General features: G+C 50.4%; 34 protein-coding genes. 31 read left to right on the plus strand and 3 right to left on the minus strand.

Translation table 11 applies throughout. The features are described 5' to 3' along the window. Window positions 1-12: 12 nt before the first annotated feature. Window positions 13-1,929: a DUF885 domain-containing protein gene (locus tag CWE14_RS13570; protein WP_126799877.1), complete on the minus strand. Its 1,917-nt coding sequence runs from the start codon at window positions 1,927-1,929 to the stop codon at window positions 13-15. A 215-nt stretch (window positions 1,930-2,144) separates the two neighbouring features. On the opposite strand from CWE14_RS13570, the gene rnr reads away from it, so the two are divergent. The 9 genes from rnr to alr all read left to right on the plus strand — a co-directional run bounded on the left by rnr (window position 2,145) and on the right by alr (window position 11,513). After that, window positions 2,145-4,535: a ribonuclease R gene (gene rnr / locus CWE14_RS13575; RefSeq protein ID WP_126799878.1), complete on the plus strand. Its 2,391-nt coding sequence runs from the start codon at window positions 2,145-2,147 to the stop codon at window positions 4,533-4,535. A 7-nt stretch (window positions 4,536-4,542) separates the two neighbouring features. Next, window positions 4,543-5,289: a 23S rRNA (guanosine(2251)-2'-O)-methyltransferase RlmB gene (rlmB, locus tag CWE14_RS13580; RefSeq protein WP_126799879.1), complete on the plus strand. Its 747-nt coding sequence runs from the start codon at window positions 4,543-4,545 to the stop codon at window positions 5,287-5,289. Beyond that, window positions 5,286-5,711, plus strand: a complete 426-nt coding sequence (locus CWE14_RS13585; protein ID WP_126799880.1) for a hypothetical protein — start codon at window positions 5,286-5,288, stop codon at window positions 5,709-5,711. The genes rlmB and CWE14_RS13585 overlap by 4 nt, the downstream gene beginning before the upstream one ends. Before the next feature lie 129 nt (window positions 5,712-5,840). Further along, on the plus strand, window positions 5,841-6,248 hold the full coding sequence (gene rpsF, locus CWE14_RS13590; protein ID WP_126799881.1) for a 30S ribosomal protein S6: 408 nt from the start codon (window positions 5,841-5,843) through the stop codon (window positions 6,246-6,248). 20 nt (window positions 6,249-6,268) lie between these two features. Continuing rightward, the gene (priB, locus tag CWE14_RS13595; RefSeq protein WP_126789343.1) at window positions 6,269-6,601 is read left to right on the plus strand and encodes a primosomal replication protein N; all 333 of its coding nucleotides are present in this window, start codon (window positions 6,269-6,271) and stop codon (window positions 6,599-6,601) included. 12 nt (window positions 6,602-6,613) lie between these two features. Next, the gene (gene rpsR / locus CWE14_RS13600; protein ID WP_126789344.1) at window positions 6,614-6,841 is read left to right on the plus strand and encodes a 30S ribosomal protein S18; all 228 of its coding nucleotides are present in this window, start codon (window positions 6,614-6,616) and stop codon (window positions 6,839-6,841) included. Window positions 6,842-6,883: 42 nt separating this feature from the next. After that, window positions 6,884-7,336, plus strand: coding sequence for a 50S ribosomal protein L9 (rplI, locus tag CWE14_RS13605; protein ID WP_126789345.1), 453 nt, complete (start codon window positions 6,884-6,886; stop codon window positions 7,334-7,336). A 194-nt stretch (window positions 7,337-7,530) separates the two neighbouring features. Continuing rightward, on the plus strand, window positions 7,531-10,431 hold the full coding sequence (dnaB, locus tag CWE14_RS13610; RefSeq protein WP_241972419.1) for a replicative DNA helicase: 2,901 nt from the start codon (window positions 7,531-7,533) through the stop codon (window positions 10,429-10,431). Continuing rightward, entirely contained in the window at window positions 10,431-11,513 is a 1,083-nt protein-coding gene (gene alr / locus CWE14_RS13615) for an alanine racemase (protein WP_126799882.1), read from the plus strand. Before dnaB ends, alr begins: the two co-directional genes overlap by 1 nt. A gap of 83 nt (window positions 11,514-11,596) precedes the next feature. On the opposite strand, the gene CWE14_RS13620 is transcribed toward alr, so the two are convergent. Further along, a complete protein-coding gene (locus tag CWE14_RS13620) occupies window positions 11,597-12,067 on the minus strand; it encodes a chemotaxis protein CheX (RefSeq protein WP_126799883.1) in 471 nt (156 codons plus the stop codon). A 19-nt stretch (window positions 12,068-12,086) separates the two neighbouring features. Then, window positions 12,087-12,539, minus strand: coding sequence for a zinc uptake transcriptional repressor Zur (gene zur, locus CWE14_RS13625; RefSeq protein WP_126789349.1), 453 nt, complete (start codon window positions 12,537-12,539; stop codon window positions 12,087-12,089). A gap of 92 nt (window positions 12,540-12,631) precedes the next feature. Between zur and dusA the strand changes: the two genes are divergently transcribed. The 22 genes from dusA (at window position 12,632) to rplR (ending at window position 25,239) form a co-directional block, all read left to right on the plus strand. Then, entirely contained in the window at window positions 12,632-13,603 is a 972-nt protein-coding gene (gene dusA, locus CWE14_RS13630) for a tRNA dihydrouridine(20/20a) synthase DusA (protein WP_126799884.1), read from the plus strand. A gap of 206 nt (window positions 13,604-13,809) precedes the next feature. Continuing rightward, window positions 13,810-14,067: a hypothetical protein gene (locus CWE14_RS13635; RefSeq protein ID WP_126799885.1), complete on the plus strand. Its 258-nt coding sequence runs from the start codon at window positions 13,810-13,812 to the stop codon at window positions 14,065-14,067. 205 nt (window positions 14,068-14,272) lie between these two features. Further along, window positions 14,273-15,469 carry a dipeptidase gene (locus CWE14_RS13640; protein WP_126799886.1) on the plus strand — a complete coding sequence of 399 codons (1,197 nt, stop codon included), beginning with the start codon at window positions 14,273-14,275 and terminating at the stop codon, window positions 15,467-15,469. A gap of 224 nt (window positions 15,470-15,693) precedes the next feature. Further along, entirely contained in the window at window positions 15,694-16,005 is a 312-nt protein-coding gene (rpsJ, locus tag CWE14_RS13645) for a 30S ribosomal protein S10 (protein ID WP_126789353.1), read from the plus strand. A gap of 33 nt (window positions 16,006-16,038) precedes the next feature. Beyond that, window positions 16,039-16,677, plus strand: a complete 639-nt coding sequence (gene rplC / locus CWE14_RS13650) for a 50S ribosomal protein L3 (RefSeq protein ID WP_126789354.1) — start codon at window positions 16,039-16,041, stop codon at window positions 16,675-16,677. 18 nt (window positions 16,678-16,695) lie between these two features. Continuing rightward, complete coding sequence (gene rplD, locus CWE14_RS13655) at window positions 16,696-17,301, plus strand: 50S ribosomal protein L4 (protein ID WP_126789355.1); 606 nt, start codon at window positions 16,696-16,698, stop codon at window positions 17,299-17,301. Further along, entirely contained in the window at window positions 17,298-17,600 is a 303-nt protein-coding gene (rplW, locus tag CWE14_RS13660; protein WP_126799887.1) for a 50S ribosomal protein L23, read from the plus strand. Before rplD ends, rplW begins: the two co-directional genes overlap by 4 nt. Window positions 17,601-17,617: 17 nt before the next feature. After that, window positions 17,618-18,442, plus strand: a complete 825-nt coding sequence (rplB, locus tag CWE14_RS13665) for a 50S ribosomal protein L2 (protein ID WP_126789357.1) — start codon at window positions 17,618-17,620, stop codon at window positions 18,440-18,442. A 19-nt stretch (window positions 18,443-18,461) separates the two neighbouring features. Beyond that, the gene (gene rpsS / locus CWE14_RS13670; protein WP_126789358.1) at window positions 18,462-18,740 is read left to right on the plus strand and encodes a 30S ribosomal protein S19; all 279 of its coding nucleotides are present in this window, start codon (window positions 18,462-18,464) and stop codon (window positions 18,738-18,740) included. A gap of 12 nt (window positions 18,741-18,752) precedes the next feature. Then, the gene (rplV, locus tag CWE14_RS13675; protein ID WP_126789359.1) at window positions 18,753-19,085 is read left to right on the plus strand and encodes a 50S ribosomal protein L22; all 333 of its coding nucleotides are present in this window, start codon (window positions 18,753-18,755) and stop codon (window positions 19,083-19,085) included. Window positions 19,086-19,095: 10 nt separating this feature from the next. After that, window positions 19,096-19,788: a 30S ribosomal protein S3 gene (gene rpsC, locus CWE14_RS13680; RefSeq protein ID WP_126789360.1), complete on the plus strand. Its 693-nt coding sequence runs from the start codon at window positions 19,096-19,098 to the stop codon at window positions 19,786-19,788. A gap of 11 nt (window positions 19,789-19,799) precedes the next feature. Further along, window positions 19,800-20,213, plus strand: a complete 414-nt coding sequence (gene rplP / locus CWE14_RS13685; RefSeq protein ID WP_126789361.1) for a 50S ribosomal protein L16 — start codon at window positions 19,800-19,802, stop codon at window positions 20,211-20,213. After that, entirely contained in the window at window positions 20,213-20,404 is a 192-nt protein-coding gene (gene rpmC / locus CWE14_RS13690) for a 50S ribosomal protein L29 (protein ID WP_111570013.1), read from the plus strand. Before rplP ends, rpmC begins: the two co-directional genes overlap by 1 nt. Continuing rightward, window positions 20,404-20,667, plus strand: coding sequence for a 30S ribosomal protein S17 (gene rpsQ, locus CWE14_RS13695; RefSeq protein ID WP_126789362.1), 264 nt, complete (start codon window positions 20,404-20,406; stop codon window positions 20,665-20,667). Before rpmC ends, rpsQ begins: the two co-directional genes overlap by 1 nt. 142 nt (window positions 20,668-20,809) lie before the next feature. Next, window positions 20,810-22,108 carry a carbohydrate porin gene (locus CWE14_RS13700; RefSeq protein WP_241972420.1) on the plus strand — a complete coding sequence of 433 codons (1,299 nt, stop codon included), beginning with the start codon at window positions 20,810-20,812 and terminating at the stop codon, window positions 22,106-22,108. A 232-nt stretch (window positions 22,109-22,340) separates the two neighbouring features. Next, window positions 22,341-22,709: a 50S ribosomal protein L14 gene (gene rplN / locus CWE14_RS13705; RefSeq protein WP_126789364.1), complete on the plus strand. Its 369-nt coding sequence runs from the start codon at window positions 22,341-22,343 to the stop codon at window positions 22,707-22,709. Window positions 22,710-22,719: 10 nt separating this feature from the next. Then, on the plus strand, window positions 22,720-23,034 hold the full coding sequence (rplX, locus tag CWE14_RS13710; RefSeq protein WP_126799888.1) for a 50S ribosomal protein L24: 315 nt from the start codon (window positions 22,720-22,722) through the stop codon (window positions 23,032-23,034). Window positions 23,035-23,053: 19 nt separating this feature from the next. Then, window positions 23,054-23,599: a 50S ribosomal protein L5 gene (gene rplE / locus CWE14_RS13715; RefSeq protein WP_126799889.1), complete on the plus strand. Its 546-nt coding sequence runs from the start codon at window positions 23,054-23,056 to the stop codon at window positions 23,597-23,599. Window positions 23,600-23,603: 4 nt separating this feature from the next. After that, window positions 23,604-23,909 carry a 30S ribosomal protein S14 gene (gene rpsN / locus CWE14_RS13720; protein ID WP_126789367.1) on the plus strand — a complete coding sequence of 102 codons (306 nt, stop codon included), beginning with the start codon at window positions 23,604-23,606 and terminating at the stop codon, window positions 23,907-23,909. A 26-nt stretch (window positions 23,910-23,935) separates the two neighbouring features. After that, entirely contained in the window at window positions 23,936-24,328 is a 393-nt protein-coding gene (gene rpsH / locus CWE14_RS13725) for a 30S ribosomal protein S8 (RefSeq protein ID WP_126789368.1), read from the plus strand. 14 nt (window positions 24,329-24,342) lie between these two features. After that, window positions 24,343-24,876, plus strand: a complete 534-nt coding sequence (gene rplF, locus CWE14_RS13730) for a 50S ribosomal protein L6 (RefSeq protein WP_126799890.1) — start codon at window positions 24,343-24,345, stop codon at window positions 24,874-24,876. 9 nt (window positions 24,877-24,885) lie between these two features. Continuing rightward, window positions 24,886-25,239 carry a 50S ribosomal protein L18 gene (rplR, locus tag CWE14_RS13735; RefSeq protein ID WP_126789370.1) on the plus strand — a complete coding sequence of 118 codons (354 nt, stop codon included), beginning with the start codon at window positions 24,886-24,888 and terminating at the stop codon, window positions 25,237-25,239. The last annotated feature ends 7 nt before the right edge of the window (window positions 25,240-25,246 follow it).

Below are 25,246 nucleotides of genomic sequence, written 5' to 3' on the forward strand. Positions count from 1 at the left end.
ACGCGGCGTGTTTTAACTTTGTTGCTCGCGGACCCAGTTTTGCACCTGACGTTCCAATAACGGCAATGGCAGTGCACCACCGCCTAATACGGTGTCGTGGAAGCCGCGAATATCGAAATCGTCGCCCAGCTCCTGCTCTGCCCAGGCACGTAGCTGCTGAATTTTCATCATGCCGATTTTATAGGAGGTTGCCTGACCTGGCATAACCAGGTAGCGCTGAACTTCAGAGCGTACAGCGGCTTCTGGAACCGGTGTATGCGACGAGAAGTACTCGACTGCATCCTCTTCGGTCCAGCCTTTGGCATGCATACCGGTATCGACGACCAGGCGCACTGCGCGCCAGATTTCAGTGACCAGCCGACCAAAGTCAGAGTACGGGTCTTCGTAGCCGCCCATTTCTTTAGCTAACGGCTCTGAATACAAAGCCCAGCCTTCGCTGTAAACAGTAAAGCGTGCCTGCGTACGGAACTGAGGAACATCCTCAAGCTCTTGCGCAATAGAGATTTGCATGTGGTGACCAGGGTTACCTTCATGGTAAGCAATGGCTTCCATTTCGTTTTTAGGCATCGCATTCATGTCACTCAAATGCGCGTAGTAGACCCCTGAACGCGACCCATCCGGTGATCCCGGGTAGTAATGCTGCGGCGCGCCGTCCTGTTCACGATAAGGCTCAACACGACGGACAACGAGGTCTGCTTTGGGTAAACGACCGAAGAATTCAGGTAGTTTATCGGCAATGTTGTCAAGAAAGTCACGGGATTGCTGCAAATAGGCTTCGCGACCTTCGTCGGTGTCCGGGAAAAAGAATCGTTCGTCAGTGCGAATAAATTCAAAGAACGCCTGTAAGTCACCGTCGAACCCGACCTGTTCGCGAATGGCATTCATTTCCCCGGTGATGCGGTCGACTTCGTCAAGCCCGATCTGGTGGATTTCATCGGCAGTCAGTTCGGTGGTGGTAGAGACCCGCAACATGTAGTTGTAGTAGTCTTCACCATCCGCGTGACGGCTAACACCAACGGTGTTGACTTCGGTGTTTTCTCGATCACTTTCAAGCCAGTCAATCAGTGACTGATAGGCCGGCGCAAAGTCTTCGGTCAACGCTGCACGGGTTTCGCTAAGCAACTGGTCAGCCTGCTCGGCGCTAATTTCTTCTTGTTCTCGCAGCTCGTCAACTTTGCGTTTGGCGTCAGCGTAGATAGGTGCTTCGTTGTCGCTGTCGCTGAACGGGGCCCCGTCAATGAGCGCTTTGCTTTGACGAATCACGTGATCGTAGGCAAAGCGTGGTGGCCGGCGGTCGTCTTCAGCGGCTGCCTGGGCCTGGCTTAGCAGTTCTTCAATTGCGCCGCCGATGCCCCGGATACGGCTGTTGTATGCTTCCATGTCACCCTGGTTATCTACCCCGTGGTAGGCCAGTAACACTTGCGGTAAGAACGAGTGGGCGCCGCGCATTTGATCAAAGGAATAGCCGTGTTCAAGAAACGGCATGCCATCGCGGGCTAACTCGTACTGAAACATCCACAGGTCGTAGGAAATTTTGCCATCGTCGTCGAGCAGGTCATAGTCAAAATTGGCTTGTAGTTCCTCGGCGGTACTTTCTAACCAGGCAAATTGCTCGCGCTCCGCTTCTCGGCTGACATCGTCAATTTCATCATAGCGGTCCTTACGCCCTAGCATGGTTAACCGCAGCGGACTTTGTTGCAGTTGCTCTTCGAATTTTTCATCGAACCAGCTATTGAGGCGTGCTGTTTCTGCGTCGCTGGCGCTCTGGTCGCTTTGTGCCTCGCTGCTTGCTTCACTTCCTGTTTCGCTTCCTGCTTCGGCATGGTCCTGAGCGTTTTGTTGGCCGGCTGGGGCTGAACTGGTATCGGGCGCGTCCTGACAACCGGCGAGTAACGCCAGCAAGGTCGCGGCAAGGATGGACTTATGCATATGGACTCCTGTTATTGTTTTCTTTATTTGCTGCTCCAGCCCTTGGGATGGGGCAAAAAAGTCGTGCAAGCAACAACATAGCATGATAGTGGTGCGACTGTTATACTCAGTTTAAAAGTAGTAATGAAAGGTCCAGGCCGCCAGGCGCTGGCCGGGACAGGGTGACACCCAAATTTGAAATTAAACCATTTATTAAGCAGGAAACAATCATCGCAATGACAGATGAGCAGGGCGCAAATCAGCCCGAATACGAAGTGACAATACCCACTCGTGACGAATTACTTGCCGCCGTTGAGGCTCAGGCAAAACCACTCGCCTACGACGACATTCTCCGCCAGTTTAAGCTTGACGATGAACGCCAGCATATAGGCGTTAAAAGACGTTTACGCGCGATGGAGCGGGACGGTCAGCTGGTATACACCAAAGCAAATGCCTACGGCTTGCCCGAGCGCATGGACCTGAAAAAAGGTCGCGTGATCGGCCACCGTGACGGCTTTGGCTTTGTCCAGTTATTGGAAGGCGGGGCGGACTTATTCTTACCGTATCATCAGATGCAGCTGGTTCTGCATGGCGATATTGTACTGGTTAAAGAAAGCGGTACTGACCAACGCGGCCGCACTGAAGCACGTGTGGTACGTGTAGTCGAAGCTGGGGCCCAGGAAATTGTCGGGCGCTTCTTTGTCGAGAAAGGCGTTTCGGTGGTAGTGCCGGACGATAGCCGCATTAGCCAGGACCTGATCGTCCCGGCGGAAAATGTAAATGGCGCCCGCCACGGCCAGATGGTGGTAGCAAAAGTAGTGTCACGGCCGAGCCGACGCAGTAGCCCAGTGGCTACCGTGACTGAGATCCTTGGCGAGCACATGGCGCCGGGCATGGAAATTCAGGTTGCGATTCGTGAGCACGGCATTCCCTATGAGTGGAATAGCGAAGTGCTGGCGCAGGTGGAGGGCATCGCTGAGGAAGTCAGTGACGCCGACAAAGCGGGTCGGGTCGACTTAACGGACATGCCGTTGGTGACCATCGATGGTGAGGACGCGCGCGACTTTGATGATGCCGTCTACTGTGAGCCTGACGGAAAAGGGTTTCGTCTGTGGGTGGCGATAGCCGACGTTAGCCATTATGTGACGCCGAAATCCGCCTTAGATGATGAAGCACATACCCGTGGTACCTCGGTCTACTTCCCTGATAATGTGGTGCCCATGTTGCCGGAGAAGTTGTCCAACGGTCTGTGTTCGCTGAACCCGAATCTGGACCGCCTGTGTATGGTCGCGGAAATGAGTATTGATGGCCGCGGTCGTCTGCAGAAATACGATTTCTACCCGGCGGTGATGAACTCGAAGGCCCGGCTGACCTATACCAAGGTATTTAAGATCCTTGAAGGTGACCCTAAGTTACAGCAGCAATATGAACAACAGGTGCCGCATTTAAAGAACTTAAAATCGCTTTATGACATTTTGAAAGCGGCACGGGCACAGCGCGGCGCGATTGAATTTGAAACCCTGGAAACGCGTTTTATCTTCAATGCCCAGCGCAAAATTGACGAGATTGTGCCGGTACACCGCAATGTGGCGCATAAGATCATTGAAGAATGCATGATCATGGCCAATGTGGCCGCTGCACGCTTTGTTGAAAAACATCAGGGTTTAACCCTGTATCGGGTGCATGAAACGCCCGATGACGACCGTCTTGAAGGTTTCCGCTCGTTCCTGGGTGAGCTGGGTCTGCAACTGGGGGGCGGTGATGAACCGCAACCAAAAGACTTTACTAACCTGCTGCAGCAAGTTGCTGAACGGCCTGACCATGAACTGATCCAGACCTTGTTGTTGCGCTCGCTGAAGCAAGCTGTGTATACGCCGGACAATGAAGGGCATTTCGGGCTGGCGCTGGATGAATACGCGCATTTCACCTCACCGATCCGACGTTATCCGGATCTGCTGTTGCACCGCGAGATTAAGTACATTTTGCGCTCATTGAAGCGTGACCTGAGCGGCCTTGACGGTGGCTTTCATTACGGTGAAAAACACATGGCTGAACTTGGCGCACATTGCTCAAGCACCGAACGCCGTGCCGATGATGCGACCCGTCAGGTTGATGACTGGCTGAAATGTGAATACATGCAGGATCATGTGGGTGCCGAGTTCGACGGCGTGGTCTCAACGGTGACCAATTTCGGTTTCTTTGTCCGCCTCAGCGACCTGATGATCGATGGTCTGGTGCATATTTCTAACCTTTCCAGTGAGTATTACCACTTTGATGCCGAGCGCCATTTTCTGATTGGCGAGCATTCGCGGCGGGTCTTCCGGATTGGCGATAACCTGCGGGTGAAAGTCAAAGGGGTCAATCTGGATGAGCGTAAGATCGACTTTGAACTGGCTGATATTGAAAGTGCCGGACGGGTCGAGTCGCGTCGCGATGCCGATAAGATGACTGCACGCATGGCTGCCAGCAAAGGCGCGAAGAAGGGTGACCGAGGCAAAGCGGGTCGGCCAGGCAAAAAGCCAGTGAAGAAGTCGGGCACTAAACCAGGCAAAAAAACAGACAAGAAGAAACCCAGCAAAGGGAATCGAGCGCGCAAAGCGAAACAAGCTAAGCGTGCCCAGAAATAGGTAAAGCATGAGTAAAAAAGATTTAGTACACGGCATTCATGCGGTGACATCGATCGTGAAGAACAACCCGGAACGACTGGTTGAGCTATTTGTATTGCAGGGACGCCGTGACAAAGCGCTGGATACCATTCTGCAGCAGGCGCGTAAAGCGGGTGTACGGGCGCAGGAGTGTCAGCGTAAAACGCTGGACCAGAAAGTTCAGGGTGAGAATCACCAGGGCGTGATTGCGGTGGTTACTGCGCCTAAACATTATCAGGAAAACGATCTGCCTGGGTTGTACGAAAAGGCTGGAGCAAAAGCCTGTTTTCTGGTGTTGGATAATGTCACTGACCCGCATAACCTGGGGGCCTGTTTACGCACGGCCGATGCGGCAGGAGTGACCGCGGTCATCGTGCCGAAAGACAAGTCAGCCAAAATTTCCAGTACGGTGAGTAAAGTGGCATCCGGAGCGGCAGAAACCATGCCGCTGGTTGTGGTCACAAACCTGGCCCGGACCTTACGCGAACTGCAGCAGTTGGGCGTGTGGATTGTAGGTACCGCGGGTGAAGCAACGGACTCATTGTATCAGGCGGATTTCAAAGGGCCGGTGGCCTTAGTGATGGGTGCAGAGGGCAGTGGCATGCGCAGGTTAACCCGCGAGCATTGCGACCAGTTGATTGCGATTCCTTTAGTTGGGTCGGTCAGTAGCCTCAATGTGTCGGTTGCTGCGGGGGTGTGTTTATTTGAAGTCGTGCGTCAGCGACAAAGCGCATGAAATCATCTGAACAACCTCGTGCAAACTCATTAAAGATCCCGATTTTGGTCGTGGCTGGGGCGCTGGTATTGCTGGTTCTGGCCTGGCTACCGGGGCAACAGCTGCCGATGCAGCAACGCCCTTATGTGGATGTGCAAATCAGTTACGACAGCGGCAACCGACGTCTGGCTCAGGTGGCGGATGACCTTCGTTACCGGATGAATACCCACCATGGCTATCGTCTGCTAACTGAGAATATGGTTATTCCTGAAGAGTACCTGCTGCACGATGTTGTTATTGAACTGAACGAGGAAGCAGGCACTTTATACTTACGCGCACTGGTGGATAACCAGCCGATCGAAGTGAATGGCCCTGCCGGAGCTGCATCGAGCCTGTCAGCAAAACTCTTTAGTTTAATAAATAGCACCCTCGAGCAAGCCTAGTGCTTGCCCCCAATGTTTAAATCCCGTACAATTCGCCAGCTTAAATCAGCCTTTAAACTACTTTAAGTTCCTTGCCTCCATGTCAGTGTGGCTGATCTGATCGAGGCTTAACATCCATAAGGAGCAGCAATGCGTCATTATGAAATCGTATTTATGGTTCACCCTGACCAGAGTGAACAAGTTCCAGGCATGATCGAGCGCTATAGCGAAACGATCAAGCAAGGCGGTGGTGCTATTCACCGTTTAGAAGACTGGGGCCGTCGTCAACTGGCTTACCCAATCAACAAGCTGCACAAAGCACACTATGTTCTGCTGAACATTGAAGCGACTGCAGAAGTTGTGGAAGAGCTGGAAACCACTTTCCGTTACAACGATGCCGTTCTGCGTAATCTGATTATGCGTAAAGACGAAGGTGTAACTGAGCCTTCTCCTTTCGCTAAGCCGAAAGAAGAGCGTCGCGACAGCAAGTCTGACGCACGCACTGAAGCAACTGAAGATGCTGAAACAGAAACTGAGACAGAGTCTGAGTCTGAGTAGCGTTAGCAGTTGCCGTCTCTGTGCTTAACCGACTTGTTCTGCAAGGTGAGGTGGTTAAACCTCCACGCGTAAGCAAGAGCCCTGCTGGTATTGCGCACCTGCATTTGGTCATTGACCACAGGTCGCAGCAACAGGAAGCGGGAATGGCGCGACAGTGCTTTTTACGTATTCAGGTTGTAGCTAGCGGTGCCGCTGCCGGTGATGTTTTCACTGACAGCAAAGGGGCACAGGACTTGGCAAACCAATTAACTGTCGGGAGTGTGGTAGAAGTGGCTGGTTTTTTAAATCGCCATGAGACCAGTAGCGGTGTCGCTAAACTGGTATTACACGCCCAGCAACTAAAGAAGATTTAACAGGAGACCACCATGGCTCGTTTTTTCCGTCGTCGCAAATTCTGCCGTTTTAAAGCAGATGGCGTTAAAGAAATCGATTACAAAGATATCGCTACGTTGAAAAACTACGTAACTGAAAGCGGCAAGATTGTACCAAGCCGTATCACTGGCACTTCAGCGAAGTATCAGCGTCAGCTGGCTCGTGCTATTAAGCGCGCACGCTACCTGAGTTTGTTGCCTTACACTGACTTGCATAAGTAAGTGTCGGTTCGTTTTAACTAATTCGAAAGGGGTAACATACTCATGAATATTATCTTATTAGATAAAGTAGCTAACCTGGGTGGCTTAGGCGACCAGGTTGCTGTGAAGCCAGGCTACGCACGTAACTTCTTATTCCCGCACGGTAAAGCAGTACCTGCGACCAAAGCAAACGTTGAAGCGTTTGAAACACGTCGCGCCGAGCTGGAAGCTAAAATTGCTGCCGATCTTAAAGCTGCTGAAGAGCGCGCTGAGAAAGTTAACGCACTGGAGCCAGTGGTTATCGAATCTAAAGCGGGCGACGAAGGCAAGCTGTTCGGTTCTATCGGTACTCGTGACATCGCTGATGCTATTACTGCAGCCGGTGTTAAAGTTCAGAAGAGCGAAATCCTGATGCCACACGGCACCATTCGCGAAACTGGCGAGTTCGATATTGAGCTGCAATTGCATGCTGAAGTAACTGCACAAGTGAAGCTGGTTGTTGAAGCTGCTAAGTAATTAGCATTTCTGAACCGCTTAAAAAAGACGCCTCATGGCGTCTTTTTTTTTGCCTGAGGCTTAGCCGTTTAAGTGTTTCCAGGATGTTGTAAAGGAACGCTATTATTTAGGGTAATATAAGCGACATTGAAGAGTGCTTAAGGTATCATTTTTAGCCTGTTCGAGCATCGTTACCGCTTATAAGAGGAGCATCCGTGGCACAGTTAAACACCAAGCCCAAAGACGCCAAAGTCGACGCTATTAAGTCAGCACCGCATTCTATTGAAGCTGAGCAATCTGTATTAGGTGGCTTGATGCTGGACAATGAGGCCTGGGATAACGTTGCTGAACGGGTTATCGCAGACGATTTCTATCTGCGCTCACATCGGATTATTTTTAGCTCGATGCAGGGACTGATTTCCCGCGAGAAACCAATTGATCTGGTGACCCTGTCCGAGCTGCTGGAGCAGACTGGTGAGCTGCAACAGGTTGGCGGTTTCCCGTACCTGCTCGAAATTCAGAAGAATACCCCCAGTTCAGCCAATATTCTTGCCTATGCAGACATTGTCCGTGAACGTGCGGTCGTGCGCGAAATGATCGGTGTGGCCAATGAAATTGCGGAATCAGGTTTTGACACTCAGGGCCGTAGCAGTAACGAACTGCTTGATATGGCAGAGTCGAAAGTCTTTAAAATTGCAGAGAAACGCACCAACGCCAACGATGGTCCCAAAGGGATCGGCGATATTCTTAACCGGACGCTGGATCGCATCGAATTTTTAAGCACGCAAACCAATCACAATGGCGTCACCGGCGTCTCTACCGGTTACCACGATCTCGACCGCATGACCACGGGCTTGCAGCCTTCCGACCTGATTATTGTGGCGGCCAGGCCTTCAATGGGTAAGTGCATTGTGGCTGGTTCGCGGGTAATGGACCCGCAGAGCGGAGCCCTACATGTTATTGATGATCTGGTGAAGAACGGCGAGGCAAATGTATTTTCGCTGAACAATGATTTTAAGCTTCGGTCAACCCGGCCAAGTGCTTTTGTTGATGATGGTTATAAGCCTGTATTCCGTGTTACCACGGCGTTGGGCCGCGAGATTGAAACTACGATTACGCATCCTTTTCTAACCGGAGAGGGCTGGAAGCCTTTAGCTCATATCGACGTTGGCGAACGCGTAGCGGTACCCCGAAAGCTAGATGCGTTCGGTAATTCAGCGTTACCTGAGCATGAAATTAAGCTATTGGCCTATATGTTGGCGGATGGCGGCACGACCGATACCAACCCGAAATTTACCAATGGTAACCCTCGCGTTCTCGATGAATTCAGACACTGTGTAGAGCAATTTGGAGGGGTACGCTGTAGTTCAAGCTTATCACTCAACCGCACACCTTCAGTTCGAGTTAGAGCTTGTGAAAAAAGCCTGCTTGAGCGCCGCCAAATTTTCGCGACACGCTTACGTGAGTCGATGCAGGCTCTTAGTTTGACGGCGCGTCAGGTCGCGCTGTTAAGTGGCGTGGTGCCGTCTGCGACAACGGCTTGGCTGCAAGGCAAAAGCCTGCCAAATAGCGACGCGTTTAAACGTCTTAGCGATGGGTTAGGTGTGACTGCTGAGGGCTTACTGCAGGGTGGGCGAGACAGCGCAGGTAAGAATGATAAAAATCGTTTTACTGCCTGGCTGCAACAGCATCAGGTGATGGCAAAAAGCGCACTGCATAAGTCTGTGCCTAAAGATGTGTTCAAGCTTCCCCGAGCACAGCTGGCATTGTTCCTGAACCGACTGTTTTGCTGTGATGGCAGTATTTTTGTGCAGAATAAGCGTCAGGTTGCGTTGTCGTACGCGAGCTCGAGCAAGGCGTTAGCGCGGGATGTACAGCATCTGCTACTTCGTTTCGGTGTGTTGGCCCGCCTTCGAGAGAAGCAGGTCAAATACAAAGGGTCGTTCCGAAGCGCCTGTGAGTTGGTGATTACTCATCGCCAAAGTATCAATACCTTTATTAACGAAATTGGTATTTTTGGCAAAGAAGAGCGGGTTGAAACTGCCCGGGCGGTACTCGGTGAACTGCAGGAAAGCCATAATCTGGACTCATTGCCTGATTCCGCGATTGACTATATACGAGCGAGAAAAGGGAGCCGTAGCTGGGCATCTTTGTTTACTGAAAAAGGCGAGGTGATGCCGAATGGCTTCAATCCTCACTTGAGTGCCGGGTCCAGGCGTCGTATTTCAAGAAACAAAGCGGCAGAGTATGCCAGGTTGCTGGATGATGAGTATTTGCAGAACCTGGCGAGTAGCGATCTGTATTGGGACGAAGTGGTCAAAATAGAGCCGCTTGGAAGCAAGCAGGTGTACGATCTTAGTGTTCCCGATACACACAACTTCGTGGCCGAGGATATTCTGGTTCATAACACGACTTTCGCTATGAACCTGGCGGAGCATGCGGCGCTGAACGAAGACAAACCGGTGGTAATATTCAGTCTGGAGATGCCGGCTGAGCAGATTATGATGCGGATGCTGGCGTCACTGAGCCGGGTTAACCAGACCAAGGTTCGGACTGGTAATCTGGATGATGATGACTGGGCGCGGATCAGCTCGACCATGGGCATGTTGAACGAAAAGAACAACATGTACATTGATGATGGATCGGGTCTGACACCAACAGAAGTACGTTCCAGATCACGGCGCATTGCCCGTGAGCACGGCGGGGTCAGTATGATCATGGTGGATTACCTGCAGTTGATGACAGTACCGGGAATGAGTGAAAACCGGACGCTGGAAATTGCGGAGATTTCACGCTCATTAAAAGCGCTGGCGAAAGAGCTGAAATGCCCGGTGGTAGCGCTTTCTCAGTTGAACCGGTCACTCGAGCAACGCTCGGATAAGCGCCCGGTTAACTCGGATTTGCGCGAATCAGGTTCGATCGAGCAGGATGCCGATGTGATCATGTTTATCTACCGTGACGAGGTCTACCATCCGGACGGGGATAAGCAGGGACTGGCTGAGATTATTTTAGGTAAGCAGCGGAATGGACCGATCGGTTCAGTGGAGCTGAAGTTCCATGGTGCGTTGTCTCGTTTTGATAACTACGCCCGCGCGGATACAGAGGACGACTATTAATGCGCCCGGCCTGGGCCGCGATTGATTTAGCGGCATTACAGCATAATTTGGAAGCGTTGCAGCAGCTCGCTAAGGGTGCGCGCATACTGGCGATTCTTAAAGCCAATGCCTATGGGCATGGGTTAACCCGAATAGCGCAGCAACTCGATGGGGTTGATGCGATCGGGGTGGCGCGCCTGGACGAAGCACTGGCGTTGCGCAATGCAGGTGTAGTGAAGCCGATTGTCTTGTTGGAAGGTTTCTTTGCTGCGGAGCAGTTGCCGATTCTGGCGGCCAGTGGTTTGCAGCCGGTTATCCACAGCGAGTATCAGTTGCTGCAACTGGAGCAGGCCAAAGGCCTGGTTAACCCACTTAAAGTGTGGCTGAAAGTGGACACAGGTATGCACCGGTTAGGCGTTGAACCGGAACAGGCTGTGGGTTTTTACCGCCGACTGCAGGCCTGCCCGAATGTTCAGTCAGAGCCGGTGCTGATGTCGCACTTCGCCAGTGCTGATTGCCCGCAAACGGTCCAGAACGAAGAACAACGTCAGGCCTTTGCCGCGATTCAAGCACAGTTGCAGGCGCCTGTATCATTCTCTAATTCGGCGGCTTTGTTGGCTGCTGTTGCTGAGCATGATGATTGGGTACGTCCGGGGCTTGCACTGTATGGTGTGTCACCCTTTGCTGAGCAAACCGGGGCGATGCTTAACCTTAAGCCGGTGATGAAATTGCAGGCAAGCGTTATCTCGGTGCGTAGTATAGGTGCGGGGGCAGGAGTCGGTTATGGCGCAGCCTGGCATGCGTCGAAGTCGACCCGGATTGCGGTGCTGGCAATCGGCTATGGCGATGGCTATCCGCGAACGGCACCGGACGGAACGCCGGTTTTTATTAACGGACGGCGTTACCCAATTGTTGGCCATGTGTCGATGGATATGCTGGCGGTGGAAGTTGGGCCTGACAGCGATGTAGAGGTCGGAGATACAGGCCAGTTGTGGGGGCCTGATTTACCAGTGGAAGAAGTGGCACGCTATGTAGGTACCATCGCCTATGAGCTTTTGTGCAATGTTGCCCACCGGGTGGTGCTTGATTACGACAGTGTCTAATGGTTTTTTATGAGCATGAGAAAGGCCGCACGTGTGCGGCCTCTCTTTTTTGTTTTGCAGCGAGGGTGCTGGTTTTGACCCGACTAGCTGATTTTATCGAAGCAAATCTCGATATGGGCTTTGCCTGCTTCATGCTCAAACGGCATGATCAGTTTGGCGCCTTCCGACTTATGACGGATGGTGTGACCTGTACCTGTTACCACGACTGGTGAGGCCATTTCAAATTCGTAGCCTTTTTCACCCAGGGTACGCTTTGCTCCACCGGTTACCATATTGGTAATTTCACCGACCATGTCGGTTACTTCTTCATTGATGCCGGACGGACGCTCACCAAGCATTTTATGCATGATCTCAATTGCCAGGTTTTCATCAAAGGAGATTGAAAATGAGCCTTTGGTTTGTGGGCCAACCATTCCGATAAGGCCTGAGACGTCGCCCCGAGCCACATCGTCTTTCTTGATCTGCGGCTTTCCTGGCTTAAGTTCGATTTGTGCCATCATCGACAACACATTTTGTACTGCGGTCAAAAAAGGATTTATAAAATCAGCATTCATACCAAGTTTCCATTTACGACTAACTGCTCTTGTGTGCGCACTGAGCGCAAACTCCTAAAGCTTCGACGGTTTGCTGCTCCACAGCGAAACCTTCAGCTCGTGCCTGATCAATGAACTGTTCGTGCACTCCATCAGAATGAATCTCTTGTACGCTACCACAGACCCGACAGATCAACATCTGCACTGGATGCTGTTTTTCAAAGTGGGAGCAGAGAACATAACTATTCGACGATGAAATTTTATGCACAAACCCTTGCGACTGAAGGAAGTCCAGCGCCCGGTATATAGTTGGTGGTTTCGCGTTTGGCACCACTTCTTTTAACTGTTCAAGCAGATCATAAGCGCCAATGGCACCTTCCTGCTGACTTAATAGCGCAAACACTTCACGCCGCGCGGGAGTAAGACGAACACCCCGATGCACGCAAAGTGTTTCTGCACGAGAAAGTAATTGTTCAGTATTATTATTGTTCATGGTGTTAGCTTAGCATGAGAATGTAGCCGAATGCATGCATTTTAAAGCTGTTGTATAATGTTGCGCTATTTTACCCGAATCCGAGGAAACTGATGTCACAAATTTTTGCGGTAGCGCCGATGATCGACTGGACTGACCGTCATTGTCGCTACTTTCATCGTCAGCTAAGTACGCGGGCTGTTCTCTATACTGAGATGGTGACGACCGGGGCGATTATTCACGGCAAAAATGACTTTCTGCTCTACAACGAGGATGAACATCCACTTGTGTTGCAGCTCGGTGGCAGCAACCCGGCAGACCTGGCGTCCTGCACCCGGCTAGCGGTCGAACGCGGTTATGATGAGATTAATTTAAACGTCGGTTGCCCGTCGGATCGTGTCCAGAATGGGCGCTTCGGGGCCTGTTTAATGGCTGAGCCGGAGCTGGTTGGTGATTGTCTGAAAGCAATGCAGGACGCTGCGGGCACAGTGCCAGTCAGTATTAAAACGCGCCTTGGTATCGATGATCAGGATTCGTATTCGTTTCTGATGCGGTTACTGCAGGCGGTGGATAAAGCGGGTGTATCCCGCCTTACCCTGCATGCGCGCAAAGCCTGGCTGAACGGCCTGAGCCCGAAAGAAAACCGAGATATTCCGCCCCTTGATTATGCTCGAGTGCATCAGGTCAAACGCGATTTAAACCATTTTGAGGTGCTGCTAAACGGTGGCTTGCAGAGTCTAGACGAGGCGCAGGAGCAATTGCAGTTTGTTGATGGCGTAATGTTAGGACGGGCGGTGTACCAAAACCCCTGGATGCTGGCAGCGGTGGATTCAGCTTTTTATGGGCAGCCAACGAAGTGGCAGGCTCCCGAAGAGGTGCTGCCGGTGATGGCTGACTATATTGAGCGTCACATTGAGGCAGGGGGCCGTTTCTGGCACGTCGCCAGGCACATGCTCGGCTTGTTTCAAAATCGTCCTGGTGCCCGTCAGTGGCGACGTCATTTAAGTGAAAATGGGCCCCGCGCGGAGTCTGCTGCACCTTTATATGAAGCAGCGGAAAAAGTGCTTGGACAGGCAGTGGCGTAAAAAACTAAAGATTAGCGATTTTTTTAAGCGAATGGTAAAGCTCGCTAAGTCGAGCATTTGCATAATCTCTCGGGTTTATATAAAAACATTAAATATCAATATCTTATAGGTTTTGTAGAAGTTGGCACAAGGTTTGTAATCTCTTAGGTACGAAGTGAAGTAAAACTTCGCAACGAACGACTCATTACTTAAGAAGGAAACAAATCATGAACACTTTATTAATCACTGTCAGCTTATTTTCTCTACAGTCACCAGCACCAGTTGCAGACACCATGTCATTTAATCTGCACGAAGTGAAAGCGCAAATCCGTAGTTATCTGGTTGACGATGTTAACGCAGTAAGCTCGATGGTTAAGTCAGCGGTCCGTGAAGGTATTTCAGCCAGTACTCGCTTCTTCGACGAAGATGACGTGGATACTGAGCAAGCAGAGGTTCTAGCCGCTGCCGATTCCGAGAGCAACTAATGTGGGTGTGGCTGGGCATTGTATGGATATTGCTGCCAATACTAGCAATTACCTTAACCTGCTTGCTGACACTACTGGTAAGCCGCTGGTCGCGACGGACTAATCGTCACCCGCGACGAGTATATGAGTCGTAACTCGTCGCGCTGTCCTTTCTCTGATAATCTGGTTACTCTTCTATTTGCAATTTCCCTGATGAGGACCTTTGATGCGTTTATCTATCCTGAGCATAGCGCTGGCTAGCGTATGCACCATGGCTTCGGCTTCGGCAACCGAGATATTTGCCGGCGAACGGGCACAACAGATCGCCCAGGAAACCCTGATTATCGATACTCACATTGACGTGCCATGGCGGCTGATGAATGACTGGGAAGATATGACCGGTGCCGCTGAACGTGGTGACTTTGATTACGAACGAGCGGTGACAGGGGGGCTGAATGCGCCTTTTATGGCGATTTACGTTCCGAGTAGCTATGAAGACAATGGCGCCTATACGCTCGCCAACCACCTGATCGACTTTGTCGAATCCATGGTCTACCGGGCACCGGACCAGTATGCAATTCCACACAGCGTGGACGAGCTTCTGGAGCAGGTCGAGCAGGGCCTGATTTCATTGCCGATGGGGATGGAAAACGGTGCGCCGATTGAAGGCAAACTCGAAAACCTGCAGCATTTTTATGATCGTGGGGTGCGATACATTACCCTGGCTCATTCTGAAGACAATCATATCAGTGATTCCTCGTACGATATCCGTCAGCGCTGGGGTGGCCTGAGCCCGTTTGGCAAAGAGCTGGTCGCGGAGATGAACCGGATCGGAATGATGGTGGATATCAGCCATGTTAGTGATAAAGCATTCTATGACGTTATGGAGATTACCCAGGTCCCGGTTATCGCGACTCATTCGTCCGCGCGCTCTTATACGCCGGGGTGGCAACGAAATATGAGCGACGAGATGATCGAGACCCTGGCAGAGAACAATGGGGTGATTCAGGTGACCTTTGGTTCGACCTTTGTTACTGCCCAGGCGAACCAGTTCCGTGCCCGCATCCAGCGTCTGACCGCTGCTATTAATGAAGAACACGGCGAGGGGACGCCTGAAGCCGAAGCCGCCATTGCGCGTATGGAGGAAGAGAACCAGTTCCCGTATGCCACCTACGATGACGTGCTTAACCACATTGACCATATTGTTGAATTAGTCGGAATTGACCATGTTGGCATTGGTTCAGACTTTGATGGTGTTGGCGATACCCTGCCTGAAGGTTTGAAAGATGTCAGCACCTTTCCGAACCTGATTCAGGGCTTGCTGGACCGCGGTTACAGTGAAGATGAGATAGATCAGATCCTGTATAAGAATACGGTTCGCGCATGGCGTGCAGTAGAGGCATACGCGGCGGAACATAGCTAAGCGAAGGCGTACTGACAGTCGTGATAAGCAGTTGACTTCACCTTTGGCTGCTGTATAATCTCGCGCCAAGGTAGGTAGAGTTTTCTCTTCCTGCCGGCAACAATGCCCCCGATTGGGGGGCAAACGTGTAGTTAAAAAAACGTCCTCTGACGGCAGTAATGCCGGGCTAGAGGCGCGTTTTTTTATGCTCTTTTTTAAATGCTCTTTTTTATGAGGCTTTGATTATGTCTAGTCAAAGAATTCGAATTCGCTTGAAAGCGTTCGATCACCGTCTGATCGACCAGTCTACTGCGGAAATCGTTGATACTGCCAAACGTACCGGTGCACAGGTTCGTGGTCCAATTCCACTGCCTACACGCAAGGAACGTTTCACTGTGTTGATTTCTCCTCACGTGAACAAAGATGCTCGTGATCAGTACGAAATCCGCACTCACAAGCGTCTTATCGACATCATTGAACCTACTGAAAAAACGGTAGATGCACTGATGCGTTTGGACTTAGCTTCTGGTGTTGATGTACAAATCAGCCTGGGCTAAGAGCACTAGGATTCTGGATAAGAGGTTTTAACAATGGCTATTGGTCTAGTCGGTCGTAAAGTCGGAATGACTCGCATCTTTCAAGAAGATGGCGCTTCTGTTCCTGTGACTGTGATCGAAGTGCAGGCAAACCGCGTGACTCAGGTTAAAGACCTGGACGTTGACGGTTACCGTGCGCTTCAAGTGACCACCGGCAGCAAAAAAGCTAACCGTGTCAACAAAGCTGCAGCGGGTCATTTCGCTAAAGCAAGCGTTGAAGCGGGTCGTGGTCTTTGGGAGTTCCGCCTTGGTGAAGGTGAGGGCGACGAGATCGCGGTTGGTGCTGAGCTGACAGTGGAAATTTTTAATGATACTAAAATGGTTGACGTAACCGGTACCTCTAAAGGTAAAGGTTTCGCCGGTACTGTTAAACGCTGGAACTTCAGCATGCAAGACGCGACGCATGGTAACTCATTGTCGCATCGTGCACCGGGTTCCATCGGGCAGAACCAGTCACCAGGTAAAGTATTCAAAGGTAAGAAAATGGCCGGCCAAATGGGTAACGTGCGCGTCACTGTACAGTCCCTGGAAGTCGTCCGTGTTGACGCTGAGCGCAACTTAATTTTGGTTAAGGGTGCTGTCCCTGGCGCGACTGGCGGTGACGTCATCGTTAAGCCTGCGGTCAAAGCGTAACGTCTGAGGAGATTAGTGATGGAATTAGCATTAAAAGACGCAAAAGGCGCTCTTGAAGTTTCCGAAGCTACCTTTGGACGTGAGTTTAACGAAGCGCTCGTGCATCAGGTTGTAGTTGCCTATGCTGCGGGTGCGCGTCAAGGTACGCGAGCTCAACTGACTCGCTCTGAAGTTTCAGGTGGCGGTAAAAAGCCATGGCGTCAAAAGGGTACGGGCCGCGCTCGCGCAGGTACTATCCGTAGCCCAATCTGGCGTTCTGGTGGTGTGACCTTTGCAGCTAAGCCGCAGGATCACAGCCAGAAAGTAAACAAAAAAATGTATCGCGGTGCGGTAAAAAGCATTTTATCTGAACTGGTTCGTCAAGACCGTTTGATCGTAGTTGAAAACTTCAGCGTTAGTGCGCCGAAGACTAAAGAACTAGCGGCCAAACTGAAAGAACTGGACTTAAAAGATGTTCTTATCGTGACTAAAGAAGTAGATGAGAATCTGTTCCTGGCATCACGCAACCTGTACAAGGTTGACGTACGTGACGTACAGGGTATCGACCCGGTCAGCCTGATCGCATTCGATAAAGTTCTAATCACTGCTGACGCGGTCAAGCAGCTTGAGGAGGCCTTATCATGATTAGCGAAGAACGTATGTTGAAAGTGTTACTGGCTCCTCATATTTCTGAGAAAGCAACGATGAGCGCTGAGGCGAACAACACCTTGGTTTTCAAAGTAGCAAAAGACGCTACTAAGAAAGAAATCAAAGCTGCAGTTGAGAAATTGTTTGAAGTCGAAGTAACTGGCGTTCGCACTCTGAACGTGAAGGGTAAAGCCAAGCGCACTGGTTCGCGCATGGGCAAGCGTAGCGATTGGAAAAAAGCTTACGTAACCCTGACCGAAGGTGCCGACATCGACTTCGTCGGCGGCGCTGAATAAACAGGAGGATAGTGAAAATGGCTGTTGTTAAACAGAAGCCTACATCTCCGGGTCGTCGCCACGTCGTTAAAGTCGTTGGCCAGGACCTGTATAAAGGCAAGCCTTACGCCCCGTTGCTGGAAAAGAACAGCAAGTCTGGTGGTCGTAACAACAAAGGTCGTATCACAGTTCGTCATATCGGTGGTGGACACAAACATCACTACCGCGTGATTGACTTTAAACGCAATAAAGACGGTATTCCTGCAAAGGTTGAACGGATTGAATATGATCCAAACCGCTCTGCAAACATTGCGTTGGTGCTGTATGCCGACGGTGAACGCCGTTACATCCTGGCACCGAAAGGCCTGAAAGCTGGCGCTAGCGTCGTTTCAGGTTCTGATGCACCGATTAAAGCAGGTAACACTCTGCCAATGCGCAATATTCCAGTAGGTAGTACTGTGCACGCGGTAGAAATGAAGCCTGGTAAAGGTGCTCAGTTAGCACGTTCGGCTGGTGCTTACGTTCAAATCCTGGCTCGTGAAGGCTTGTACGTAACTGTACGTCTGCGCTCTGGTGAAGTTCGTAAAATCTTATCAGATTGCCGTGCAACTATCGGTGAGATCGGTAACGCTGAGCACATGCTGAAGCAACTGGGTAAAGCTGGTGCTGCACGCTGGCGTGGTGTTCGTCCGACTGTTCGTGGTGTTGCCATGAACCCGGTTGATCACCCACACGGTGGTGGTGAAGGTCGTACTTCAGGTGGTCGTCACCCGGTATCTCCGTGGGGCATGCCAACTAAAGGCTTCAAGACCCGTAAGAATAAGCGTACTGACAAGTACATCGTGCGTCGTCGCACTAAATAAAGGCAAGAGGATTCATTAAATGCCACGTTCTCTTAAAAAAGGTCCATTTATTGACCTTCACCTATTGAAAAAGGTGGAGAAAGCGATGGAAAGCGGGGACAAGAAACCATTAAAAACTTGGTCTCGTCGTTCAATGATCATTCCAGATATGATTGGATTGACCATCGCTGTTCACAATGGCCGTCAACATGTTCCAGTATTCGTTACTGATGAAATGATTGGTCATAAACTAGGCGAATTTGCTCCGACTCGCACTTACCGCGGCCACGCTGCGGATAAGAAAGCGAAGAAACGTTAAGAGGTAAATACAATGGAAGCTATTGCTAAACATAAATTTGCCCGCGTTTCCCCTCAAAAGGGGCGTCTGGTTGCAGATCAAATTCGAGGCCAATCGGTTGCACAAGCGCTTGATATTTTGGGTTACAGCCCGAAGAAAGCGGCAGCTTTGGTTAAGAAAGTTTTAGAGTCTGCTATCGCCAACGCGGAGCATAATGAAGGTGCTGACATCGATGAGCTCAAAGTATCCTCCATCATGATTGATGAAGGTCCTACTATGAAGCGCATCAAGCCTCGTGCTAAAGGTCGTGCCGATCGTATCTTGAAGCGTACCAGCCACATTACTGTGGTTGTGTCAGATAGCTAGGAGATAAATTATGGGTCAAAAAGTACATCCTAATGGTATTCGCCTAGGTATCACCAAGCCATACAATGCTACCTGGTACGCGGATTCCAAGGATTTCGCCAACAACCTGCACAGTGATCACAAGGTGCGTGAGTTCTTGAAAACAGAACTTAAAAGCGCGTCTGTGAGCCGGATTGTTATTGAGCGCCCTGCAAAGAGCGTTCGCGTAACAATTCACACTGCTCGTCCAGGTGTTGTTATTGGTAAAAAAGGTGAAGATGTTGAGAAGCTGCGTCAGAAAGTTTCTAAACTGACTGGTGTTCCAGCACAGATCAACATTTCAGAAGTTCGTAAGCCTGAGCTCGATGCACAGCTTATCGGTGAGAACATCGCTGGTCAGTTAGAGCGTCGTGTGATGTTCCGCCGCGCTATGAAGCGTGCGGTACAGAACGCAATGCGTCTGGGTGCTCAAGGTATCAAGGTTGAAGTTAGCGGTCGCTTAGGCGGCGCTGAGATTGCACGTACCGAATGGTATCGTGAAGGTCGTGTTCCACTGCATACTCTGCGTGCGGACATTGACTATGCAACCTCAGAAGCTCACACGACCTACGGTATCATCGGCGTGAAGGTTTGGGTATTCCGCGGCGAAGTCCTTGGTGGCATGCCGGTTCAGGAAGAGCAACAGCAACCTAAACCTGCTAAGCGCGGCAAAGGTCGTAAGTAAGGAGAACCGATATGTTACAACCTAAGCGTACGAAATTTCGCAAGGTTCATACAGGCCGTAACCGCGGTCTGGCGCAGACTGGTAACAAAGTTAGCTTCGGTACTTTCGGCCTGAAAGCGACAGAGCGTGGTCGTATGACTGCTCGTCAAATCGAAGCCGCACGTCGTGCGATGACTCGTCACGTCAAGCGTCAAGGTAAAATCTGGATTCGTGTATTTCCAGACAAGCCAATTACTCAAAAGCCGCTTGAAGTGCGTATGGGTAAAGGTAAAGGTAACGTTGAATACTGGGTTTGCCAAATCCAGCCAGGTCGTGTTTTATACGAAATGGACGGCGTTCCTGAAGAGTTGGCACGTGAAGCATTCAAATTAGCGGCTGCTAAACTGCCATTCAAAACCACTTTTGTTTCTCGGACGGTGATGTAATGAAAGCTAGCGAACTTAATGAAAAGAGCGTTGAACAGCTGAATGAAGAGCTGCTTGGCCTGCTTCGCGAGCAATTCAACTTGCGTATGCAAGCTGCCACCGGCCAGCTGAACCAAACTCATATGTTGAAGCAAGTGCGTCGTGATATTGCACGTGTGAAAACTGTTATCAACCAGAAGGCGGGTGCGTAATGACCGAAGCTAAAACTATCCGTACTCTGCAAGGTCGTGTAGTTAGCGACAAGATGGACAAGTCTATCGTTGTTGCTATCGAGCGCCGGGTTAAACACCCAATCTATGGCAAGTACATTACTCGTACTACCAAGATCAAAGCGCACGACGAGTCTAACCAATGTGGCCAGGGCGATCTCGTGACTATTCGCGAAACTCGTCCTATCTCGAAAGGGAAAAACTGGACACTGGTTGACGTTGTTGAGAAAGCGAACACCATTTAATTGTCTATTTTGCATAGATAGTTTTAAGGTTTAAAAAACGGCCCTTCGGGGCCGTTTTTTTATCCGTTTGATTTAACTCACATTGTTAAGAAGTTAAAGGTAACTATACTTGGGCTACATAATAGCAAAACGGAGAGTAAGGATGCCTGCCAACACAGTGTTGAAAGTGATTCCAATAGCGATTGCCTGTGGCTTAATGAGTACCTCGGTCGCAGCGCAGCAAAACCCTGCGTCCGATAGAGAAGAACAGCGTCTGCAGTCACTGGAGCAGCGATTGAGTGAGCTGGAAGAGGAACTGGCCATAGCCAGACGCGATTTACGCGAGACTCAGCGCGAGAATGAAGAGGTTGCTGAGACCGTCACTGCGCGGGACGATGACAGTAACGGTATTCAGTTTGGTGGCGCGGTGCGTTTCCAGTACGTGCTGGCTGATTACGATGAAGGTCAGAAAAATCGCGGCGGCGATATGCAGTTTGACTTGTTCCGCCTCAATTTCGATGGCGAAATGAACGGCGCTATTCTGTCCGCCGAGTATCGTTGGTTTGAGTACATGGACGCGCTGCGTCATGCCTATTTTGGCTATAACTTTACGGACGAGTGGCAGGGCCAGGTTGGGGTGGTCATCCAGCCCTGGGGTGTGATGCCCTACAATTCCCATAGCTACTTCTTTAGTTCGAACTTTTATATTGGTTTTGAAGATAACCCTGGTACCGGGATAAAATTTACCAAGCGTAGCGATGACTGGGATCTCGATTTTGCCCTGATCCTCAACGATGACCTTGGTGGCAGCACCGGCGATGTGCGCAGCCGCGCGGACAGCTACAACTACAATGTCAGTGGAATTCGCCTGCCGGGTGAGGATATTTACGCCGAGCCTGAGCGTACTGCCAGCGAAAACAATACCTTTATTACCCGCATTGCCCGCAAGTTTTCATTCGGTGACGACGAACTCGAAATTGGTGTATCGGGTCAGTATGGCGATATCGACGATGGCCTTGATTCAGTGGGTAGCAAGCAGGCCTTGGGGCTGCATGCTGCGTATAGCACTGGGCGCTGGGAATTTCATGGTCAATGGACTCATTATGACTATGACCTTGATATAGAAAACGAAGGCGTGGTGGTGGGTGCCTACGCCTACTTTGATACCATTCCGACCCGCTCGAACCTATACACCGCCAATGTAGCCTACAATTATCCGGTCGATTTTGGTCCGGTTGAGTCACTCCAGTTCTATAACAATACCAGCCTGATCACTGACAAACGTGGCTATCAGGAAGACACCGTGATGAATGTAGCGGGAATGGCGGTTGCTGCCGGCGGTATTTATACCTACTTCGATTTAGTCAGCGCAAAAAATCAACCCTTCGCGAATGGTTCGATAGCGGGTGAAGACACTGGTTGGAATACTCGTTTTAACATCAATTTTGGCTACTACTTCTAATTTGTAGTACACTACGCGACAGGCAAGACTCCTTGCCTTGGACTGGGCCGCAACGGTTTGGCCCAGTTATTATTTTAATTCCCTTCAGCCCTATTCCCTGGCTTTTTTTTCTGTTACAATTCGCCGCCCTTTTAATATGGGGACGTCTTTATAATGCTCGTTAAAAAGCAGAGTAAGGATGTGGGAGAGGGTCCAATTTGGGCCTGTAATTTAACTCAAGCGGAGCACTGAGATGATCCAAATGCAAACTATGCTGGACGTTGCCGATAACTCCGGCGCGCGTAGCGTACAATGTATTAAGGTTCTAGGTGGTTCGCACCGCCGTTACGCTAACATTGGCGACATCATCAAAGTTACTGTTAAGGAAGCAATTCCTCGCGGTAAGGTGAAGAAAGGCGATGTAGTAAACGCGGTGGTCGTACGCACCCGGAAAGGCGTCCGTCGTCAAGACGGCTCTGTTATCCGTTTTGACCGCAACGCGGCTGTTTTGCTTAATGCAAATGAGCAGCCAATTGGTACTCGTATCTTTGGACCAGTGACTCGTGAACTACGCTCTGAGCAGTTCATGAAGATTGTTTCACTGGCGCCGGAAGTACTGTAAGGAGTAAACAATGGCGGCAAAAATTAAACGTGATGACGAAGTGGTAGTCCTGGCCGGTAAAGATAAAGGCAAGCGCGGTAAAGTGCTGTCTGTCTTAGCCGAGAAGGATCGTGTAATCGTTGAAGGTGTAAACCTGATCAAGAAACATCAGAAGCCAAATCCGGCTCTGAACCAGGCTGGTGGCATTATTGAAAAAGAAGCCTCCATTCATGTTTCTAACGTAGCGATTTTTAATCCAGCGACTGAAAAAGCAGATCGTGTTGGTTTCAAGATTGAAGACGGTAAAAAATCTCGCGTTTTCAAATCTAACAATGAAATCATTTAACTAAACATTGGAGTATACGATGGCGAAACTGCATGAACATTATAGAGAGACTGTAGTTCCTGAGCTGATGAAACAGTTCGGCTACGACAGCGTCATGCAAGTCCCTCGGATTGAAAAAATCACCCTAAATATGGGTGTTGGTGAAGCGTTAACCGACAAAAAGGTTCTCGATAACGCAGTAAGTGACCTGGAGGCCATTGCAGGCCAAAAACCAGTTCGCACTGTTGCTCGTAAATCTGTTGCTGGCTTCAAAATCCGTGAAGGCTTTCCGATTGGCTGTAAAGTAACTCTACGTGGCGAGAGAATGTGGGATTTCCTGCAGCGTTTGATTTCAATCGCAATTCCTCGTATTCGTGACTTCCGTGGTCTGAACGCTAAGTCGTTCGATGGCCGTGGTAACTACAGCATGGGTGTCCGTGAACAAATCATCTTCCCTGAAGTTGACTACGACAAGGTCGACAAGGTTCGAGGTTTGGACATCACTATCACCACTAATGCTGGGAATGATGAAGTAGCACGCGCACTGCTGGCTGCATTTGGCTTCCCATTCAAGAGTAAGGTGTAGAGTTATGGCAAAAGTTTCAATGAAAATGCGGGAGCTCAAGCGTACCAAGCTTGTAGCGAAATACGCAGAGAAGCGCAGCGCACTGAAGGCAGTTATTTCTGATCCTTCATCATCAGACGAGCAACGTTGGGAAGCGGTTCTAGAGCTACAAAAGCTTCCTCGTGATTCCAGTCGTGCACGTCAGCGTAATCGCTGTAATGTGACTGGTCGTCCTCACGGTTTCCTTCGTAAATTCGGCATGAGCCGGATCAAGGTACGTGAGAAAGCAATGCGCGGTGAAATCCCTGGCTTGAAAAAAGCTAGCTGGTAAGCCACGAATCACGGGAGATAGCAAATATGAGCATGCAAGATCCAATTGCGGATATGTTCACTCGCATTCGCAACGCGCAAGGTGCGAACAAGGTCGCCGTGACCATGCCAGCTTCTAAGCAAAAACAGGCGATTGCCAAAGTATTGCAAGAAGAAGGCTACATCACTGGCTTCGACGTAGCAGAAGGCGCTAAGCCTGAGCTGACTATTGAATTGAAGTATTTCGAAGGCAAACCTGTCATCGAGTCAATTCAACGTGTTAGCCGTCCTGGTCTGCGTATCTATAAAAAGCGCAACGATTTACCATCAGTTATGGGTGGTTTAGGCGTTGCTGTGGTTTCAACTTCTAAAGGCTTAATGACCGATCGCGCCGCCCGTAAATCGGGTCTTGGTGGCGAAATCATCGGTTATGTAGCGTAACGGGGAGGTAGGATATGTCACGCGTTGCTAAAGCACCTGTCGCTATTCCTGCTGGCGTAGAAGTTACGTTACAGGGCCAGGAAGTAACCATTAAAGGTGCTAAAGGGTCATTGACCCGCGTTGTTAACGACGCTGTTGAAGTAACCAGTGCTGACCAGCAGCTGACTTTCGCTCCACGCGATGGTTTTGCAAATGGTTGGGCACAAGCTGGTACCGCTCGTGCAGTGTTGAACAACATGGTGCAAGGTGTCGCCCAAGGGTATGAGCGCAAGCTTTTACTGCAAGGTGTCGGTTACCGCGCACAAGCACAGGGTAAGAAATTAAACCTAAATTTAGGCTTCTCACATCCGGTCGAGTACGAAGTTCCAGAGGGTATTACTGTGGAATGTCCGACTCAGACTGAGATCGTAGTGAAAGGCGCAGACAAGCAGTTAGTTGGCCAGGTTGCCGCTAACATTCGCGCATATCGGAAACCAGAGCCTTATAAAGGCAAAGGTGTACGTTATGCCGATGAGCATGTGCGTCGTAAAGAAGCCAAGAAAAAGTAGGGTAGGACGATGGACAAGAGAACAGCTCGCTTACGTCGCGCCACTCGCGCTCGTAAAAAGATTCAAGAGTTGGGTGCAATGCGCCTTGTGGTTCACCGTACCCCACGGCACATTTACGCACAGCTGATTGCACCAAATGGTTCTGAAGTACTTGCGGCCGCTTCAACGGTTGAAAAAGCTATCGCCGAAGGCGTTGGCAAAACCGGTAATGTTGAAGCAGCTAAAGCAGTGGGTAAAGCCATTGCTGAGCGGGCAAAAGAGAAAGGCGTTGAGTCTGTATCTTTTGACCGTAGCGGGTTCAAGTACCACGGTCGCGTTGCTGCACTGGCAGATGCTGCCCGTGAAGCAGGACTTCAGTTCTAGGAGACGA

Origin of the sequence: Aliidiomarina soli (assembly GCF_003986975.1) — a bacterium.
GTDB classification, from domain to species: Bacteria; Pseudomonadota; Gammaproteobacteria; order Enterobacterales; family Alteromonadaceae; genus Aliidiomarina; species Aliidiomarina soli.

Bases quoted from the DNA above. Each gene is read 5' to 3' on its own strand.
- CWE14_RS13635 (WP_126799885.1), top strand. From the start codon at position 13,810: ATGAACACTTTATTAATCACTGTCAGCTTATTTTCTCTACAGTCACCA.
- rpsQ (WP_126789362.1), top strand. From the start codon at position 20,404: ATGACCGAAGCTAAAACTATCCGTACTCTGCAAGGTCGTGTAGTTAGC.
- CWE14_RS13700 (WP_241972420.1), top strand. From the start codon at position 20,810: ATGCCTGCCAACACAGTGTTGAAAGTGATTCCAATAGCGATTGCCTGT.
- rplE (WP_126799889.1), top strand. From the start codon at position 23,054: ATGGCGAAACTGCATGAACATTATAGAGAGACTGTAGTTCCTGAGCTG.
- rpsN (WP_126789367.1), top strand. From the start codon at position 23,604: ATGGCAAAAGTTTCAATGAAAATGCGGGAGCTCAAGCGTACCAAGCTT.
- alr (WP_126799882.1), top strand. From the start codon at position 10,431: ATGCGCCCGGCCTGGGCCGCGATTGATTTAGCGGCATTACAGCATAAT.
- rpsF (WP_126799881.1), top strand. From the start codon at position 5,841: ATGCGTCATTATGAAATCGTATTTATGGTTCACCCTGACCAGAGTGAA.
- CWE14_RS13570 (WP_126799877.1), bottom strand. From the start codon at position 1,929: ATGCATAAGTCCATCCTTGCCGCGACCTTGCTGGCGTTACTCGCCGGT.
- rlmB (WP_126799879.1), top strand. From the start codon at position 4,543: ATGAGTAAAAAAGATTTAGTACACGGCATTCATGCGGTGACATCGATC.
- rplP (WP_126789361.1), top strand. From the start codon at position 19,800: ATGTTACAACCTAAGCGTACGAAATTTCGCAAGGTTCATACAGGCCGT.
- rplD (WP_126789355.1), top strand. From the start codon at position 16,696: ATGGAATTAGCATTAAAAGACGCAAAAGGCGCTCTTGAAGTTTCCGAA.
- CWE14_RS13585 (WP_126799880.1), top strand. From the start codon at position 5,286: ATGAAATCATCTGAACAACCTCGTGCAAACTCATTAAAGATCCCGATT.
- zur (WP_126789349.1), bottom strand. From the start codon at position 12,539: ATGAACAATAATAATACTGAACAATTACTTTCTCGTGCAGAAACACTT.
- rpsJ (WP_126789353.1), top strand. From the start codon at position 15,694: ATGTCTAGTCAAAGAATTCGAATTCGCTTGAAAGCGTTCGATCACCGT.
- rnr (WP_126799878.1), top strand. From the start codon at position 2,145: ATGACAGATGAGCAGGGCGCAAATCAGCCCGAATACGAAGTGACAATA.
- rpsC (WP_126789360.1), top strand. From the start codon at position 19,096: ATGGGTCAAAAAGTACATCCTAATGGTATTCGCCTAGGTATCACCAAG.
- rplC (WP_126789354.1), top strand. From the start codon at position 16,039: ATGGCTATTGGTCTAGTCGGTCGTAAAGTCGGAATGACTCGCATCTTT.
- rplB (WP_126789357.1), top strand. From the start codon at position 17,618: ATGGCTGTTGTTAAACAGAAGCCTACATCTCCGGGTCGTCGCCACGTC.
- rpmC (WP_111570013.1), top strand. From the start codon at position 20,213: ATGAAAGCTAGCGAACTTAATGAAAAGAGCGTTGAACAGCTGAATGAA.
- rplI (WP_126789345.1), top strand. From the start codon at position 6,884: ATGAATATTATCTTATTAGATAAAGTAGCTAACCTGGGTGGCTTAGGC.
- rpsR (WP_126789344.1), top strand. From the start codon at position 6,614: ATGGCTCGTTTTTTCCGTCGTCGCAAATTCTGCCGTTTTAAAGCAGAT.
- rplF (WP_126799890.1), top strand. From the start codon at position 24,343: ATGTCACGCGTTGCTAAAGCACCTGTCGCTATTCCTGCTGGCGTAGAA.
- CWE14_RS13620 (WP_126799883.1), bottom strand. From the start codon at position 12,067: ATGAATGCTGATTTTATAAATCCTTTTTTGACCGCAGTACAAAATGTG.
- rpsH (WP_126789368.1), top strand. From the start codon at position 23,936: ATGAGCATGCAAGATCCAATTGCGGATATGTTCACTCGCATTCGCAAC.
- rplN (WP_126789364.1), top strand. From the start codon at position 22,341: ATGATCCAAATGCAAACTATGCTGGACGTTGCCGATAACTCCGGCGCG.
- dusA (WP_126799884.1), top strand. From the start codon at position 12,632: ATGTCACAAATTTTTGCGGTAGCGCCGATGATCGACTGGACTGACCGT.
- rpsS (WP_126789358.1), top strand. From the start codon at position 18,462: ATGCCACGTTCTCTTAAAAAAGGTCCATTTATTGACCTTCACCTATTG.
- rplR (WP_126789370.1), top strand. From the start codon at position 24,886: ATGGACAAGAGAACAGCTCGCTTACGTCGCGCCACTCGCGCTCGTAAA.
- rplX (WP_126799888.1), top strand. From the start codon at position 22,720: ATGGCGGCAAAAATTAAACGTGATGACGAAGTGGTAGTCCTGGCCGGT.
- CWE14_RS13640 (WP_126799886.1), top strand. From the start codon at position 14,273: ATGCGTTTATCTATCCTGAGCATAGCGCTGGCTAGCGTATGCACCATG.
- rplW (WP_126799887.1), top strand. From the start codon at position 17,298: ATGATTAGCGAAGAACGTATGTTGAAAGTGTTACTGGCTCCTCATATT.
- rplV (WP_126789359.1), top strand. From the start codon at position 18,753: ATGGAAGCTATTGCTAAACATAAATTTGCCCGCGTTTCCCCTCAAAAG.